Consider the following 13,655-nt stretch of genomic DNA (forward strand, 5'->3'; position numbering starts at 1 on the left):
AATGATGCAACTAGTGGTGAATTGTTTGCTTAAATAGCAGTCTACTTGAGCCAATGAAGATGATTAATCGGCTTAATAGTTTTATCCCATTACCATAATTATATTTGTACCATTGTACCTCAAAAACATTTACTTGAATTAAGTCTACCCTTATATTGAATCTTTTAAAGCCCTTTACTTTATAGCTAATGAGTACTTTTAAAATTTAAACTTATTTCACCCTTGTATAAATTTATATTTTTGAGTGAGGAATCATTATTGCAGAAGGCGCTGGGCGGTCAGTTAAATATCAATTAGCAATATCATAGTTTATTTACTTTATATAAATACAATTTTATCTTTATCCAATTATAAAAGATGAAAAAGAAAATATTTGCGTTAGTACTATTTTTAGGAGTTGTTGCTACAAGTTTTGCTCAATATCAAGTTAAAGGTAGGGTTTTAGATTCCCTGAGTAAATCTCCCATAGAATATGCCAGTATTGGGGTGTTTAGTGCTGCTGATGCTAAAGTTGTAAACGGTAAAATTACTGATGAAAAAGGTGCTTTTAATATCACAGGCTTAAAAGCAGGAACATATGATCTTAAGATAGATTTTATAGGCTATCAGTCTAAAAGCATCAAAAATATCAAGCTTGATGCTACTAAAACCATAGATTTTGGCATCATCTTACTCAAAGGAACAGAACAATTATTAAGTGAAGTAAAAGTTGAGGGTAACCGCAATAATCCCATCAATAAAATAGATAAACAAATTTTTAAGGCCGACCAATTTGAATCTGCCAAGGGTGGTACCGCTATAGATGTGATTAGAAATATGCCTTCTATCACGGTTAATGGCGAAGGAGATATTAGGTTAAGAGGTTCAACTGGTTTTTTAATTTTATTAAATGGCAAGCCAGTACAAACAGATGCAGCTACGTTACTGAATCAAATTCCGGCAAACGCCATAGAAAACATAGAAATTATTACGGCGCCATCTGCTAAATATGATGCCGATGGGAAATCAGGAATCATTAACATCACTACCAAAAGAGGTGCTGGAGATGGCTTATCTTATGTGGTGAATATCAATGGAGGTTTACCTAGTGTTGATGATTATAACAATAAAGAAAAACCTAAAAGATACGGGGCAGATGCTACTTTGAATTACCAAAAGGATAAATGGGAACTTTCCTTTGGTGGTAGCTATCAGCAAAATGATTTGGCTGGCCAAAGGGTAGGAGATGTGAATACTACGATTGGAAATAGGTTTACCACATTCCCTTCCATAGGCGAGCGTAGCTTTGATAGAACTAATTACTCGGCAAGAGCATCTTTAACTTACACTCCTGATAAAGCAAATACTTTTAATGCAGGTTTTTATGCTGGCCAAAGGAAGCAGTTTAGGCAGGCGGATATCAATTATAATAATCGTACAACGGATATTAACACAGGAAATATCATCAACGAGTTAGCTTATTATAATGCCAATTTGGTACTTAGACAAGGGAATTTTGTTTTAGGTAACCTAGATTATATGCATAGCTTCAAAAATAAATCGACCTTAACTTTATCTGGTTTGTATGAGCATGCCAGACTTGAAGGCTTCACCAAAAACAGTAATCTCAATCTTAATGATTATACCGATACCATTCAATATGTCCTCAATACCGGTACTAGTCCGCTAGATGCAGTAAGGTTAAAAGTGGATTATGCTATCCCTATAGGTAAAGGAAAGTTAGAAAGCGGTTATCAATTAAGGTATCAAAAACAAACAGGTAGTTTCCTGTATCAGGAGGCTATTTTGAGTACAGGACAATTTACAACAGTACCAGAGTTTAGCGATGATATTAATGTTATCAATAACATCAATGCTTTTTACACGCAATACGCAGCAAAAGTAGGTAAATTAGAATATATCGGAGGTTTACGTTACGAGTATGCCACACGTAGCTTTAAAGCGGATAAAATTTTAAACCCTATTGATTTAAATTTATCTAACTTTTTTCCATCGCTAAACTTTCTTTACACCTTTGATAAAGGCTATAAACTGAAAGGTGGTTTTAGCAGAAGGGTGCAGAGGTCTACCAATAACGAGTTAAATCCTTATGCAGAAAGGGAACATTCTGAAACTTTGGAACAAGGAGATCCAACCATCCTTCCGGAGTTTATTAATTTAACGGAGTTTGGTTTGATGAAGGATTTTAATAACGGTTCTTTTTTCGCTACTTTATACAATCAGCAAATTACCAATGTGGTAAACCGGGTTAATAGCGTTTATGCTGATACCGTTTTAAATAGGGTTTATACTAACGCAGGCGATGCCACTTTATGGGGTGTAGAAAGCGGATTAAACGTAAAACCTATGAAATGGTGGACAGCCTACTTAGGCGTAAATATTTACGATTACCAAATAAAAGGAGCACTATTTAATAATACAGTAGCCGTAAGTAATTCTGGATTGGCTTATTCTATCAATACCAACCATAGTTTTAGTGCAGGTAAAAATACCAGCATACAGTTTAACCTTAATTATTTATCAGAACGTCCAACTGCCCAAGGCGAGGATTCTAGATTTATAGTACCTAATTCATCAGTAAAGCAAAGTTTTTTAAATGGCAGGTTAACAGCGAGCCTACTTTGGCAAAACATGAGTTTAGGTGTAATTAATACTAATGAACAGCGCATTACCACCCGAGGTAGAGATTTCTTTACCACAACCAATTATATTCATGAGAAGGATATCTTCATGATCAACCTTAGCTTTAACCTAAACCCTTTAACCAAAAAGCTGAAACTGCCTAGCAGCGAGTTTGGGGAGAGAGAGTTTTAAGTTTTAAAGACATCGACAAAAAATAAGCGATAAATTATTGCAGATATAAATATTTATATTTTACTTTGTATTTCAAAGTACTTTTAAATGAAAGAAAAATATCTAGAAGATATCAAAGAAATTAAGGAAATCATGAACCGCTCAACACGGTTTATTTCTTTAAGTGGCTGGTCTGGTGTTTCTACTGGTTTAATAGCATTGGCTGGTGTTACAGCTTATTTTATCATTTTCCAAAAACAGAACTGGTTAATAGAACAACCTGTAAGTATAAATGCTACCAACTTATTGTATTTATTACTTATTGCTGTGGTAACACTGGTGCTATCTATTGGCTCGGCTATTTTCTTCACCAAGCAAAAAGTCATAAAGGAAAAGCAAAAAATTTGGGATCAGCAAAGTAAAAGATTGTTGGTTAATTTATCTATTCCTTTAGTTACTGGTGGCTTACTTTGCTTATTGCTTTTATTTAAAGGATTTATAGGGTTTTTGCCAGCATTAACACTTATTTTTTATGGCTTAGCGCTTATCAACGCAAGTAAATACACTTTGCCAGAGCTCAGAAACTTGGGCTTATTGGAGATTGTTCTAGGATTAATAGCTATACAATTTATAGCATATAGCCTTTTGCTATGGGCTTTAGGTTTTGGAGTTATCCAAGTTATTTATGGTTTAATTGTCCAAAAGAAATATACATAGTGAAGGAAGTCTTAAAAGATTTAGACAAAGCATTTGAAAACAGAATTCGGTTGGGGATTATGTCTGCCTTGGTTGTAAACGATTATATAGATTATACTTCCCTAAAAGAGCTTTTGGATGTTACTGATGGTAATTTAGCTAGCCATTTAAAATCTTTAGAGAAATGTGGTTATATAAGCTATGAGAAAGCGTTTGTAGACCGGAAACCCAATACCAACTACTTGGCAACAGAAAAAGGTAAAGAAGCATTTATCAAACATATAAAAGCAATAGAGCAACTTCTTAGATAATATCAACAAAAAATAAATTTTAAGATTATGAAAACGAAAAGCTTAATCATTATTTTAGGGGTAGTGGGGGCAATATTGCTTATCCCATTCATCGCTATGCAATTTACTTCAGAGGTAGATTGGTCTTTGTCTGACTTTGTAATTATGGGAGTATTACTAATAGGAACAGGTTTATTAATAGAACTGGCTACTAGGAAAATAAAAACAAATTCTAAAAGATTAATTGTTCTAGGTGGCATTCTGCTAGTTTTTTTCCTGATTTGGGCAGAATTAGCAGTAGGTATATTTGGGTCTCCTTTTGCAGGGAGTTAAGTTTATCAGCTATAATTATAAAAAAGGTGGTTTAGAAAATCTAAACCACCTAAACATATATACTGATTGGCTGAAATTAAGCTAAATCAAAACGGTCAAGATTCATTACTTTATTCCATGCGGCAATAAAGTCTTTAACAAATTTTTCCTGTCCATCTGCGCATCCATAAACTTCGGCAATAGCTCTTAATTCAGAGTTAGAACCAAATATTAAGTCTACTCTTGTACCAGTCCATTTTACTTCACCAGTTTTACGGTCTTTACCTTCAAAAACATTTTTAGCATCTGTTATGGCTTGCCATGTTGTACCAAAGTCTAAAAGATTTACAAAGAAATCATTAGATAATACTTCAGTACGGTTGGTAAATACTCCATGTTTAGAACCATCAAAGTTTGCATTTAATACGCGTAAACCTCCAACTAAAGCTGTCATTTCTGGTACAGTAAGTGTTAAAAGTTGTGCTTTATCTACCAATAATTCTTCTGGCGAAGCCGTATGATGAGTTTTCAAGTAGTTACGGAAACCATCAGCATGGGGTTCTAATACTGCAAATGAATCAACATCTGTTTGTTCTTGCGAAGCATCTGTACGACCCGGAGTAAATGGGACTTCAACGTTGAAACCAGCATTTTTAGCAGCTTGTTCAACAGCCGCACATCCTCCAAGTACAATTAAGTCAGCCAGAGAAACTAATTTTCCATCAGTTTGTGCTGCGTTAAAGTCTCTTTGTATTTGCTCTAGTTTATCTAATACTTTAGCTAATTGTGAAGGATTGTTTACCTCCCAATATTTTTGAGGCGTTAAGCGGATACGAGCGCCATTAGCTCCACCACGTTTATCAGAACCTCTGAAAGTAGAAGCAGAAGCCCAGGCTGTAGAAACCAATTCAGAAGTGCTTAGTCCTGATGCTAATATGTTAGCTTTTAGGGAAGCAATATCCTGACTATCAATTAATTTATGAGTAACAGCCGGAACTGGATCTTGCCAAATTAATTCTTCGGCAGGTACTTCTGGACCTAAATACCGAGATTTTGGTCCCATATCACGGTGAGTTAATTTAAACCAAGCTCTTGCAAAAGCATCTGCAAATTCATCAGGGTTTTCATAAAAACGTCTTGATATTTTTTCGTAGGCTGGGTCTATACGTAAAGCCAAATCTGTAGTTAACATAAAAGGAGCATGTTTTTTGGCTGGGTCATGCGCATCTGGCACAGTACCTTCGCCAGCCCCATTTTTAGGTTTCCATTGGTGCGCTCCGGCAGGGCTTTTTGTTAATTCCCACTCAAAACCAAAAAGGTTTTCAAAATAGTTATTGCTCCATTGTGTAGGTGTAGTGGTCCAAGCACCTTCTAAACCACTGGTAATGGTGTCTCCACCTTTTCCAGTGCCGTAAGTATTTTTCCATCCTTGGCTTTGCTCTTCTATACCAGCTCCGGCAGGTTCTTTACCTACATATTTGCTAGGGTCAGCAGCTCCATGTGTTTTACCAAAGGTATGTCCGCCAGCTATCAAGGCTACTGTTTCTTCATCATTCATCGCCATTCGGGCAAATGTTTCGCGTATATCACGAGCAGAAGCTAATGGATCTGGATTGCCATTAGGACCTTCAGGATTTACATAAATTAAACCCATTTGTACGGCAGCTAGTGGATTTTCTAAATGACGGTCACCAGTATAACGTTTATCACCTAACCACTCGGCCTCAGAACCCCAATAAATATCTTCTTCTGGTTCCCATACATCATCACGGCCGCCACCAAAACCAAAAGTTTTGAAACCCATAGATTCTAATGCGCAGTTTCCTGCTAAAATCATTAAATCTGCCCAAGAAAGTTTCTTGCCATATTTTTGTTTGATTGGCCAAAGTAATAATCTGGCTTTATCAAGGTTAGCATTATCTGGCCAGCTATTTAGTGGTGCAAAACGTTGTGTTCCTGCTCCTGCACCGCCTCTTCCGTCAGCAATACGATAAGTACCGGCACTATGCCATGCCATACGAATAAAAAACGGGCCGTAATGACCATAATCTGCCGGCCACCAATCTTGCGACGTAGTCATCAACTCATATATATCCTGTTTAACAGCGTTAAGATCTAAAGATTTAAATTCTTCGGCATAATTAAAATCTTTATCCATTGGGTCAGACAGGGTAGAGTGCTGACGAAGAATATTTAACTTTAATTGGTTAGGCCACCAGTCGTTGTTTCTGGTACCACCACCTGCACTTTTTCTTATGGCTCCACTAGAGAAAGGGCATTTTGCTGCACCACCCTCATTAACATCTGCTAAGGTTGTTTTTAAATCTTTTTTTTCTTCCATTACAATAATATTTATGTATAATTTATAATTTTCTAAACTCTAAATTAGGCTTAATGGCAGGATAATTTTCATCTATATTTATGATATTAATATTGCAAAAATCTATAAGACATAAAAAAGGTTTTAGTAATTTACTAAAACCTTTTGATTTAATTAAAACCTTCGAACATTTTAATATTTCGCCATTCTACAGTGGCTTCTTTATCGTTTTCTAGCTTACCGTAAGCGCCAAATTTGAAATAATAGTCGCCGTCTGCTGGTCCATGAACATATTCATTATATAATTTGCTCTGATCTCCAAGGTAGATATACACTTTATTTTCCTTTCTAAAATGAACAACATTTACTTTAAGCCATTTATTAGTCTTATCATTATAATCGGCAAAAACGTTTGTTAGAGGTGTAAACGTACCTACTCTATCCACGCTTGGGGGTACTACTAGTGTTCCTTTATCATCTTTCTTAGTGTTAAAAATTAACACTTTAAAGCCAGATTGTTTCATGTTTTGCCACACTTGGCAGATATGATGAGAGCTAAGTATCCCGTCTATAAATCTTACTTCGCCTTCAAATTGATAAATACCATCTTCCTTATATTTGCCATTCATCTGTATTTTCATTTCAGATCTTCTGGCTTTTGGATCTGCCCCGATGGTAAATCTGTGGATAGCATCTGTATAATCATTAGTTTTATTCTTATAAGTATATTTACAAAGATTTGCTGCAATGTCTTGATTAGCTTTTAATGTATCCCAATCAAATCTGTCCATTTTTTGAGCGTTTTGCAATTGTAATACTAAATCAGGATTTTGTATTTTATTCCATTTAACACCTTTAAACTTTACTTGGGCGAATGATGCTTGAGTTAAGCAAAACACGCATGTAAATAAAAATAAGCTTGATTTTAAAATTTTTGTTTTCATCGTTTAATTAAAATTGGTTTTGAGAAGTCACAAAATAACTATTCAACCAATTAATTAATTAAGTTTACTTACCTTTTTAATAAGGTAATTTTGCAGTCCACCGGGCATTTCCCAGCTTACTTGCGAACCTTCCTGATAGCCTAAAACAGCTATCGCCATAGGGCTAAATACCGAGATTTTATGCGCTTTCATATTGGCTTCTTCTAAAGGTACAATTTGGAAAGAAAATGTTTTCTTGCTCACCATATCTTCTATAGTTACATGTGTATACAAGCCAATAACGTTTTCTGGAAGGCTACCTGTTTTAATGATGGTTGCATGTTTAAGTTCTTCCATTAATTTTTGCTTATTATAATCAGAAAGCACAGAAGTTTTATAGTGTTTCTCTAATAATTGATGTTCTTTTAAACCTAATATTAATTTTTCTTTTGTCATGTCTTTATTTTTTTATGTAATCCAGTAAGGTTTTAATAATATAATAGCTGCCTATACTAAGCATATAGCACTAATAAGTTATCATTATAAAAACCATATAAACTATTTAATAATTTATACCGCCCCATAAAAAATTATGGGGCCTAAGAAATAAAGGCTTTATTTGAAGAAAGTAAGAAGAAGTTAAATAGAAATAAATTTCTCTTACTTGGTAAGGATGTAATTTTTTTAAAAAAAGTAATTTCTGAACAAAGATTAATCATCATAAACATAAGAATTAGTAAAAAAACAGTTTAAGGTAGCCCCTTAAGTTTTTTGATGTGGGGCTTAGATGATAAAGTCTTTAGAAGAATAAAACGACGTAAAAGATGTACACGATAAGCCATCGCCTAAAAACATAGGTGCATTGGTATATGCTAATGAAATGTTTTGTAGAAGATAAATCATGATCAACTTAAAATCATTGTTTTTTAACAAATATAAAGAATTAGATAACAATCAGCAATTTTTATTAATTTTCCATCATGGCTTCAGTACTTATTGTATTCGCACATCCGGTATACGAGAAATCTAGGGTGAACCGTTTTTTGGTTAAATCTGTAAAAGGGTTAAAACAAGTTACTTTTCATGATTTATATGAGCTTTACCCAGATTTTGATATAGATGTTAAAAGGGAACAAAAAATATTAGCCAAGCATGATATTATTGTGCTACAACATCCTTTTTATTGGTATAGCATGCCTCCACTTTTAAAGCAATGGTTAGATTTGGTATTAGAATATGGTTGGGCTTATGGTAAAGAAGGCATCCAACTGAGAAATAAAAAGTTATTTAATGCTATAACTACAGGAGGTACTTTTGAAGCTTATCAGAAAGAAGGTCATAATCGTTACACCATTACAGAGCTTTTGTACCCTTTAGACCAAACTGCTTTTTTATGTAAAATGACTTATTATCCGCCTTTTGTTGTGCATGGTACACATAGGCTTTCTGAGTTGCAAATACAACAATTTGCCCAAGACTATCAGCAAGTGATTATTGGCTTAAGGGATGGTTTATTTCAGGAAGATGATTTAGTAAGCGCAACATATATGAACAATGTGATTGATAAACCTTACCAGCTCTAGTTATGGAAAAATCTTTTCTATTTCAGGCAATTGTATATCTAGCCTCGGCAGTTATTGGTGTTAACATTGCAAAAAGGCTAGGTTTAGGGACTGTTTTAGGCTATCTGTTAGCTGGAGTTGTAATTGGTCCTTTTGTGTTGGGTTTTGTTGGCGAGGAAGGCAAAGACATCATGCATGTATCAGAATTTGGTGTGGTTATGATGCTTTTTGTTATCGGTTTAGAGCTTGAACCTAACTTACTATGGCGTATGCGAAGATTGGTAATTGGTTTGGGTGGTATGCAGGTGTTTTGTACCACTATTGCCATTAGTTTTGCAGCATATTTTTTGGGGCAAAGCTGGCAAGCGGCTTTAGCTATCGGGGCAACACTTTCTTTATCATCAACAGCTATAGTTATGCAAACGCTTAGCGAGAAAGGTTTGCTTAAAACTTCGGCAGGTAATTCGTCATTTGCAGTATTGTTATCTCAGGATATAGCCGTTATTCCTTTATTAGCTATTTTCCCAATATTAGCTACAGAAGTTATTCATCAAGAAAGTACAAGCTTAATCAGTAGTTTTTCTGGCTGGCAACAAACTTTGATTGTATTAGGTGCTATTGCCATCATTATTGTGGCAGGTAGGTATATTGTAAGTCCTGTTTTTAGGTGGGTTGCCAAAACCCGCCAAAGAGAATTATTTATGGCTACAGCACTTTTATTGGTGTTTTTAATTGCAGAATTAATGATTGTAGTAGGTTTAAGCCCTGCTTTAGGTACTTTTTTAGCTGGTGTGGTATTAGCAAATAGCGAGTTTAAGCATGAATTAGAGAGTGATATTGATCCTTTTAAAGGCTTATTGCTAGGCTTGTTTTTCATTTCTGTGGGGTCTACCATAGATTTTGGTTTGGTAAGAGATAATTTTCTAATTGTAATTGCTCTAGTATTAGGTTTGATGTTCCTAAAAGGTGTTATTTTATATGTTTTAGGAAAATCTTTTGGGTTAAAAGGCGATCAGAATATGTTGTTTGCCGTTTCATTAGCACAAATGGGCGAGTTTGCTTTTGTACTTTTCTCTTTTGCAGGCCAGTATGCACTTATAAATGCAGAGGATATAGATTTATTAATTGCCATTGTAGCTTTAAGTATGGCATTAACACCTTTATTTTTTGTTGCAAATGAAAGGTTAATCTTACCTAGATATTTTACCAAAGAAAAATCTAGCAGAACAGCCGATGAAATTCATGATAAAAACCCTGTAATTATTGCTGGTTTTGGTAGGTATGGTAATATTGTTGGACGTTTTTTAAGAGCAAACGGAGTATCTGCAACGGTATTAGATAACGATTCTGATAGGGTAGAATTATTAAGAAGATTTGGTTATAAGGTTTATTATGGCGATGCTTCGAGGTTTGATTTAATGAAGGCTGCCGGTGCTGAAACTGCTAAAATTATCATCATTGCGATGGATACACCACAACAATGTTTAGAAATGGTAGCTATGGTGAAAAAGAATTTTCCGCATCTTAAGATATTGTCCAGAGCCTATGACCGTAATGATTCTTTTGATTTGATGGAATCTGGTGTTGATTATATTTATCGCGAAACGCTTGATTCTTCTTTACGTTTAGGCGCAGATGCTTTACAAATGATTGGTTTTAGGGCTTACCAAACACATAGGGCTGCCCGCACTTTTTTGAAGCATGATGAGCGTGTGCTTTCAGATTTAATTAAGCATAGGCATGATAGTAAGTCTTATATCAGCGTTGCTAAAGAAAAGATAACAGAACTTGAAGAACTGATTTTAAGAGATATTAAAGACGAAGGCATTTTAGAAAGAGATAGCGGCTGGGATAGCGAAAAGCTAAGGATAGACGCTAAATCTTAAATTGTTTTCATCTTCTTAATAAGACCTTCAATAACTTTAGGAAAGTGTAGATGTTCTAACTGCTGCCCTTTAAATTTTATCATTTCTAAATCATCTCCAGCTTCAATCTTAAATCTTGATTGATGGATAACTTCACCATCATCAAAATGTTCGTTTACAAAATGTATAGTGATACCAGATTCAAGCTCTTTATTTGCTAAAACAGCAAGATGTACTTTATCTCCATACATGCCTTTGCCACCATATTTTGGCAATAATGAAGGATGTATATTGATGATTTTATTTGGAAATGCTTTTAATAAATTTTCTGGAACTAACCATAAAAAACCAGCAAGTACAATTAAATCAATTTGTAGATTTTTGAGTAATTGGACTACATCATCGGTATCTCTAAATTCTTTTTTATCAAAAATATGAGACGGAATTTCAAAATTATCAGCTCTTTGTAGAACGTAAGCATCGGGGTTATTGGTTAAAACAATAGCAACTTCTGCATCATTACTTTTTTTGAAATACTCCATGATTTTTTGGGCGTTAGAACCCGAACCAGAGGCGAAAATAGCTATGCGTTTCTTCAAAACTTTTTAATTTTTGTATCAAAGATAAAAGTTTGAACGTTTTTTAGAAATCATTATGAAGAAACTTAAAATTTATAGGTAAACACAAATAAAAAATGTTTGTTGATTGTAAATTATTTGTGGTTAACAAGTTTTCTAATTTCATTTTAATGTTAATTAGGGAACTTGTCTTTTAAGTGCTAAAAAATTATCAATGAATATATTAATTGTTGAAGATGAATTTGATGTTCTTAAAGTGATAAAAAAGGCACTTGAGCAAGAATATTATACGGTTAGTGTCGCTATGGATGGCAATATGGCTTTAAAAATGTGTCGCGAGCATCATTTTGATTTAGTCTTGCTTGATATTATGTTACCAGAAAAAAATGGTATTGAAGTTTGCAAAAAACTAAGGAGTGAGGAATATCCTGTACCTATTTTAATGTTGAGTGCCCTAGATTCAACAGAAAACGTGGTTACCGGTTTAGATGTGGGTGCAGATGATTACCTGGCAAAACCTTTTAAATTGGTAGAGCTTTTGGCTCGTATAAAAGCTTTGCTAAGAAGAAAGAAAGCTGTTTTACCTCAAGAAAATGCTGTTATCAAAATTGCTGATTTAGAATTTGACCCGGAAGCCAGAAGTGTTTTTAGAAATGGGGAAGCTATAAATTTAACTGCTACAGAGTATAGGCTTTTAGAATATTTCATCAAAAACAAGAAAAGGGTATTATCCAGAATAGATATTTTAGAAAATGTTTGGGATGTTACTTATGATTTAGGAACCAATGTAGTAGATGTTTATGTAAATTACCTAAGGAAAAAAATTGATAAAAACGCCACTCAGAAGCTCATCCACACTAAGGTAGGTATGGGTTATATTTTTAATGATGAGTATGCGTTTTAAGCGACAAATAACCCTGGCTTTTACTGGTTTAACAGCATTAATTTTTCTGATGATTGGTTTGATGATGTATTTCTTAACAGAGAAATATACACGTCAAGAATATTTTACTCGATTAAAACTACGCTCAGAAGTAGCTGCAAAATCAAGGTTTGGAGCAAGTAAATTAAGCAATACCATTTATCGGGAAGTAAGAAAACAGCATTTACAGGTTTTACCAGATGAGAAGGAATACATTATTAAAGTAGAAGGTGGAAAGCCTATTCTTCATGCTAAAGAAAATCTTCCATCCGTACTGATTAGGAAAGTTATACAAAGTAATTACGCCGAGTATACACAGTATGGAACTTATTTTGTAGCTACCCTTTATAAAAATAGCCCAGAAGAAACTTATATAGTAGCCATAAGTGCTACAGACCCAGTTGGTAAACAAGATTTGCAAAGACTAAAATTTATTTTATTGTTTTGCTTTTTAGTGATGAGTTTATTGGCCTTTATCATTGGAAATTGGTTTGCAACACGTTTTACCAAGCCTCTTTCTAAAATGATAAGGAAAGTGAATAACATTAGTGCCTATAATCTTGACTTACGTTTAGATCCATCAAAAAAAGCAAAAGGAGAAATGGAAGAGTTAGCTATTACTTTTAACAATATGCTAGATAGGTTAGAAACAGCTTTCCAAATTCAGAATAACTTTGTAAGCAATGCTTCGCATGAATTAAGAACTCCGTTAACCGCAATTTTAGGTGCAGCAGAATTGGCGCTTATGAATCCGCAAGGAGAGAATAAAGAAGCCTTAGAGCTGATTTATAAACAAGCCTCAAGGTTAAATGACATCATCAATGGCTTATTAAAATTAGCGCAGTCTGGTTATAATTATAAAAAGCAGTTAAACGATGTTATTAGGTTAGATGAATTATTGCTATCTATTATTGATGATTTAAATGTTACCAACCCTGATAACCGCGTACAACTTGATTTTTCTGAACTGCCAGAACAAGCTTCTGATTTAGCGCTTTTTGGTACAGAGCCTTTGCTAAGATTGGCTATCAATAACATCATCCAGAATGCTTGTAAATATTCTGATAATAAGCCTGTTTTAGTTAAATTATCCACTTTAAAAGATAAGATTTGTGTACGTGTATCAGACCAAGGTATTGGTATTCCGCAAAAAGATTTAGAACATATTTTCGAGCTTTTCTTCAGAGCGTCTAATCATGGTGATAGAATGGGCTTTGGCTTAGGGCTGCCACTTTCTTATCGAATTTTTAAAGTGCACCAAGCTATTTTAGACATACAATCTGTAGAAAGTAAAGGAACAGATGTGTATGTATACTTCCATAAAAAGTCTTAAGCTAAGCAGTGTTTAGGAGGTTTGTCTTCCTCAGATTAAAATCTTCTAATATTAAAAATGG

At 34.3% G+C, this 13,655-nt stretch carries 12 protein-coding genes; 8 read left to right on the plus strand and 4 right to left on the minus strand.

The features are described from left to right. Positions 1 to 357 precede the first annotated feature (357 nt). From B2745_RS02065 to B2745_RS02080, 4 genes are all read left to right on the plus strand, one after another. Entirely contained in the window at positions 358 to 2,814 is a 2,457-nt protein-coding gene (locus tag B2745_RS02065; protein WP_304063040.1) for a TonB-dependent receptor domain-containing protein, read from the plus strand. Positions 2,815 to 2,901: 87 nt separating this feature from the next. Beyond that, positions 2,902 to 3,510 carry a hypothetical protein gene (locus B2745_RS02070; RefSeq protein ID WP_304063043.1) on the plus strand — a complete coding sequence of 203 codons (609 nt, stop codon included), beginning with the start codon at positions 2,902 to 2,904 and terminating at the stop codon, positions 3,508 to 3,510. Further along, complete coding sequence (locus B2745_RS02075) at positions 3,510 to 3,800, plus strand: winged helix-turn-helix domain-containing protein (RefSeq protein WP_304063046.1); 291 nt, start codon at positions 3,510 to 3,512, stop codon at positions 3,798 to 3,800. Before B2745_RS02070 ends, B2745_RS02075 begins: the two co-directional genes overlap by 1 nt. A 27-nt stretch (positions 3,801 to 3,827) precedes the next feature. Then, positions 3,828 to 4,112: a hypothetical protein gene (locus tag B2745_RS02080; RefSeq protein WP_304063049.1), complete on the plus strand. Its 285-nt coding sequence runs from the start codon at positions 3,828 to 3,830 to the stop codon at positions 4,110 to 4,112. Positions 4,113 to 4,188: 76 nt separating this feature from the next. Here the strand turns inward: B2745_RS02080 and katG are convergent, their stop codons facing one another. The 3 genes from katG to B2745_RS02095 form a co-directional block, all read right to left on the minus strand. Further along, positions 4,189 to 6,432 (minus strand): catalase/peroxidase HPI, encoded by a 2,244-nt coding sequence (gene katG / locus B2745_RS02085; protein ID WP_304063050.1) that lies wholly within the window; start codon positions 6,430 to 6,432, stop codon positions 4,189 to 4,191. 149 nt (positions 6,433 to 6,581) lie between these two features. Then, the gene (locus tag B2745_RS02090; protein WP_304063052.1) at positions 6,582 to 7,355 is read right to left on the minus strand and encodes a hypothetical protein; all 774 of its coding nucleotides are present in this window, start codon (positions 7,353 to 7,355) and stop codon (positions 6,582 to 6,584) included. Positions 7,356 to 7,409: 54 nt separating this feature from the next. Continuing rightward, a complete protein-coding gene (locus tag B2745_RS02095; RefSeq protein ID WP_304063054.1) occupies positions 7,410 to 7,790 on the minus strand; it encodes a GreA/GreB family elongation factor in 381 nt (126 codons plus the stop codon). 524 nt (positions 7,791 to 8,314) lie between these two features. Here B2745_RS02095 and B2745_RS02100 point away from each other — a divergent pair. Next, the gene (locus B2745_RS02100) at positions 8,315 to 8,917 is read left to right on the plus strand and encodes an NAD(P)H-dependent oxidoreductase (RefSeq protein ID WP_304063057.1); all 603 of its coding nucleotides are present in this window, start codon (positions 8,315 to 8,317) and stop codon (positions 8,915 to 8,917) included. 2 nt (positions 8,918 to 8,919) lie between these two features. Further along, positions 8,920 to 10,782, plus strand: a complete 1,863-nt coding sequence (locus B2745_RS02105) for a monovalent cation:proton antiporter-2 (CPA2) family protein (protein ID WP_304063058.1) — start codon at positions 8,920 to 8,922, stop codon at positions 10,780 to 10,782. On the opposite strand, the gene purN is transcribed toward B2745_RS02105, so the two are convergent. After that, on the minus strand, positions 10,779 to 11,360 hold the full coding sequence (purN, locus tag B2745_RS02110; protein ID WP_304063061.1) for a phosphoribosylglycinamide formyltransferase: 582 nt from the start codon (positions 11,358 to 11,360) through the stop codon (positions 10,779 to 10,781). The two genes, B2745_RS02105 and purN, sit on opposite strands and share 4 nt — an antisense overlap. A gap of 193 nt (positions 11,361 to 11,553) precedes the next feature. Between purN and B2745_RS02115 the strand changes: the two genes are divergently transcribed. Together B2745_RS02115 and B2745_RS02120 are read left to right on the plus strand one after the other, a co-directional pair. Then, entirely contained in the window at positions 11,554 to 12,243 is a 690-nt protein-coding gene (locus B2745_RS02115; protein WP_304063063.1) for a response regulator transcription factor, read from the plus strand. Next, the gene (locus B2745_RS02120) at positions 12,233 to 13,594 is read left to right on the plus strand and encodes a sensor histidine kinase (protein WP_304063066.1); all 1,362 of its coding nucleotides are present in this window, start codon (positions 12,233 to 12,235) and stop codon (positions 13,592 to 13,594) included. Before B2745_RS02115 ends, B2745_RS02120 begins: the two co-directional genes overlap by 11 nt. Positions 13,595 to 13,655: the final 61 nt, after the last annotated feature.

Origin of the sequence: Pedobacter glucosidilyticus, from assembly GCF_002483235.1 — a bacterium.
GTDB classification, from domain to species: Bacteria; Bacteroidota; Bacteroidia; order Sphingobacteriales; family Sphingobacteriaceae; genus Pseudopedobacter; species Pseudopedobacter glucosidilyticum_B.

What these genes read in the sequence shown, in the direction of transcription:
- B2745_RS02065 (WP_304063040.1), top strand. Translation starts at nt 358, where the DNA reads ATGAAAAAGAAAATATTTGCGTTAGTACTATTTTTAGGAGTTGTTGCT.
- B2745_RS02070 (WP_304063043.1), top strand. Translation starts at nt 2,902, where the DNA reads ATGAAAGAAAAATATCTAGAAGATATCAAAGAAATTAAGGAAATCATG.
- B2745_RS02080 (WP_304063049.1), top strand. Translation starts at nt 3,828, where the DNA reads ATGAAAACGAAAAGCTTAATCATTATTTTAGGGGTAGTGGGGGCAATA.
- katG (WP_304063050.1), bottom strand. Translation starts at nt 6,432, where the DNA reads ATGGAAGAAAAAAAAGATTTAAAAACAACCTTAGCAGATGTTAATGAG.
- B2745_RS02090 (WP_304063052.1), bottom strand. Translation starts at nt 7,355, where the DNA reads ATGAAAACAAAAATTTTAAAATCAAGCTTATTTTTATTTACATGCGTG.
- B2745_RS02095 (WP_304063054.1), bottom strand. Translation starts at nt 7,790, where the DNA reads ATGACAAAAGAAAAATTAATATTAGGTTTAAAAGAACATCAATTATTA.
- B2745_RS02100 (WP_304063057.1), top strand. Translation starts at nt 8,315, where the DNA reads ATGGCTTCAGTACTTATTGTATTCGCACATCCGGTATACGAGAAATCT.
- B2745_RS02105 (WP_304063058.1), top strand. Translation starts at nt 8,920, where the DNA reads ATGGAAAAATCTTTTCTATTTCAGGCAATTGTATATCTAGCCTCGGCA.
- B2745_RS02115 (WP_304063063.1), top strand. Translation starts at nt 11,554, where the DNA reads ATGAATATATTAATTGTTGAAGATGAATTTGATGTTCTTAAAGTGATA.
- B2745_RS02120 (WP_304063066.1), top strand. Translation starts at nt 12,233, where the DNA reads ATGCGTTTTAAGCGACAAATAACCCTGGCTTTTACTGGTTTAACAGCA.